The sequence below is a fragment of the Bradyrhizobium sp. JYMT SZCCT0428 genome, from assembly GCF_018131075.1.
Classification (GTDB): Bacteria; Pseudomonadota; Alphaproteobacteria; order Rhizobiales; family Xanthobacteraceae; genus Bradyrhizobium.
Genome location: NZ_JAFCLS010000145.1, coordinates 1 through 2,656 on the forward strand (window position 1 = coordinate 1; position 2,656 = coordinate 2,656).

Sequence of the window (2,656 nt, forward strand, 5' to 3'; positions counted from 1 at the left end):
GAAAGGTCTCACGAGCGTCCGCGCCGCGAGTTCGCGCGCCACGAGGACGTCGCTGAAGATGCCGATGCCCTGACCGGCAACCACCGCCTCGATGGCATGCAGCTCCTCCCTGAAGCTCAGGTGGTCCATTTCCTTGAATTCCGGCACGTCGCGCCACTTGCTTCGCGCTGCGGCGAGCCATCTATGCCAGGTCGGTGCCTCGGTATCGGACGGCGACCACCAGCAATGAACGAGAACCTGTCCGCGAAGGCCGGCGGCACGCTTCAGGCCCGAGGCCAATTCAGGGCTGCAGACAGGCCAGTACGTGTCGCTCAGGAATTCCTTGGCGGGCCCCTCCATCGGCAAGGTGCGGGCATAGCGGATCGCGACATCGGCATCGCCGGCATGCAGGTCCAGAACGCCGTCGGTGCCGATCACGTCGAGCGGCGCATTGGGACGCGCCTTCTTCCAGCGCGGCAGCCGCGGCACAAGCCAGCGGCTCGCAAACGCGTTGGTCGTCGTGACCCGAAGAGGTTGCGCGTCGTCATCGCGCCTCATGGCGGCAAAAGCAGTGACGAACGTTTCCAGACCCTCACGCACTCTGGGAAAAAGGCGTGCTCCGGCGTCCGTCAGAGACAGTGGTCGCGGCCTCCGCCGAAATAGGGCCCGCCCGCAATACCGCTCCAACTGCCGTATCTGATGGCTGATCGCCGTCGGCGTCACGCCAAGCTCGGCCGCGGCTTTCTTGAAGCTCAAATGCCGTGCCGCCGCATCAAAGGCGCGCAGCTCGATCAGTGGCGGAAGCTTGTCCATACCCTAGTGTAGATGAAGATCCTTCACCCTAGGCTGAATTATTCGAGTTTGCTCCCGGTACGGTCCGGGCGGAAGAAGGCATGAGACCCGCAACCCGGAGCGCCCCCATGAGCTCAGTTCAATCCGTGGCCGAAGTCACCGGTGAGCTTTCCGCCACTTTCTCCGGCCAACTCCTGAGGCCGGCGGACGCAGGCTACGAGGAAGCGCGAAAAGTCCACAATGGCCTCGTGGACAAGCGTCCCGCGCTGATCGCCAGGTGCCGTGGCGTCGCCGACGTGGTCGATGCCGTAAACCTCACGCGCAAGCTGGGTCTCGAAGTCGCGGTTCGAGGTGGCGGTCACAACGTGGCGGGCCGCGCGACCATCGACGGCGGATTGGTCATCGACCTCTCGCTGATGAAAGGCATCGAGGTCGATCCCAAGGGTCGGACGGTACGTGCCAAAGGGGGCGTCACCTGGGGCGAGCTCAACCGGGAAACCCAACTGCACGGCCTGGCGGTCACGGGCGGGGTTGTTTCCAGCACTGGAATAGCCGGGCTCACCCTCGGTGGTGGCCTGGGCTGGTTGATGGGCAAGTATGGCCTCGCCCTCGACAATCTTCGATCGGTTGAGCTCGTCACCGCCGAAGGCAAGGTGGTGCGGGCAAGCCGGGACGAAGAGCCCGACCTTTTCTGGGCCGTTCGCGGCGGGGGCGGAAACTTCGGCGTGGCAACTTCACTCGAATATCAGTTGTACCCGGTCGGCCCCACCGTAACCGCTGGCCTCGTCATCCACACCTTCGACGCAGCCCGCGCACTGCTGCGATTCTTTCGGGAGAGCACCGCCTCGGCCTCCCTGCCCGATGAACACACGATTTTCGCAACCCTCACACATGCTCCCGACGGCTCTGGCACCAAGGTGGCGGCCATGGCGACGTGCCACTGCGGCTCGGTCGAGGCCGGCGAGGAAGCCATGCGGCCGCTGAAGCGCTTCGGGTCCCCCGTCATCGACGCGATCGGTCCGATGCCCTACTGCCAACTCAATGGGATGCTCGACGGCGCCTATCCTCGTGGCGCCTTCAACTACTGGAAATCGAGCTTCCTCGCTGGATTGAGCGACGATGCCATCGAGACGATGATCTCCTGCTTCGCGCGATGCCCAACCCCGATGGGCCAGTTGCTCCTGGAGCACGTCCATGGCGCCGCGGCCCGGATCGGCGCCGGCGACACGGCCTTCCCGCACCGCGCCGAAGGCTATAACTTCCTGGTCCTCTCGCAATGGAGGGATGCGGCCGACACCGACGCATGCATTGCGTGGGCGCGGGAGACCTATGCCGAGATGCAGCCCTTCGTCGCCGCAGGCCGGTACGTGAATTACCTTGACGACGACGAGACAGGCGATCCGGTGCCCGCCGCCTATGGGCCCAACTACCGGCGCCTCCAGGAGCTCAAGACGAAGTACGATCCGAAAAACTTCTTTCGCATGAACCAGAACATTCGACCGTCAGCCTGAGTATGGGGAAATTGCCGATGCCGATCACTTACCGGCCCGCCCGCGATGGGGACCTGGAGATAAGCGATAGGTTGGTGGTCGCCAGCATAAACGACCTCACGCAGCGGCACGGCTTCGGCCCGATCGCTGCATCGAGGCCACCCGCATTTCAGCTGTTTTCGCTAAAGGATGATGCTGACGGGCTGTGGGTGGCGGAGGAGGCCGGCGAAATTCTCGGCTTCGCATGGAGCTGGGTTTGCGGCGACCTGTGGTTTCTCGCGCAGCTATTCGTGTCGCCCGATCATCGGGGGCGCAGCATCGGCAGTGAACTGCTCAAGCGGACATTCGAACATGCGAAGAACTCCGGCGCTACCAACAGGGCGCTGATCACCTTC

3 protein-coding genes are annotated in these 2,656 nt (G+C 64.0%); 2 read left to right on the forward strand and 1 reads right to left on the reverse strand.

Translation table 11 applies throughout. From position 1 onward, the window contains the following. Nucleotides 1-792, reverse strand: a 792-nt coding sequence (locus JQ575_RS43990; RefSeq protein WP_212039367.1) for a LysR family transcriptional regulator, incomplete at its 3' end; no start/stop codon positions are given. A gap of 107 nt (nt 793-899) precedes the next feature. Here JQ575_RS43990 and JQ575_RS43995 point away from each other — a divergent pair. Together JQ575_RS43995 and JQ575_RS44000 are read left to right on the forward strand one after the other, a co-directional pair. Next, entirely contained in the window at nt 900-2,282 is a 1,383-nt protein-coding gene (locus JQ575_RS43995; RefSeq protein WP_212039369.1) for an FAD-binding oxidoreductase, read from the forward strand. Nucleotides 2,283-2,299: 17 nt separating this feature from the next. Continuing rightward, on the forward strand, nt 2,300-2,656 hold a 357-nt coding region (locus tag JQ575_RS44000), incomplete at its 3' end, for a GNAT family N-acetyltransferase (RefSeq protein ID WP_212039371.1).

What these genes read in the sequence shown, in the direction of transcription:
- JQ575_RS43995 (WP_212039369.1), top strand. Translation starts at nt 900, where the DNA reads ATGAGCTCAGTTCAATCCGTGGCCGAAGTCACCGGTGAGCTTTCCGCC.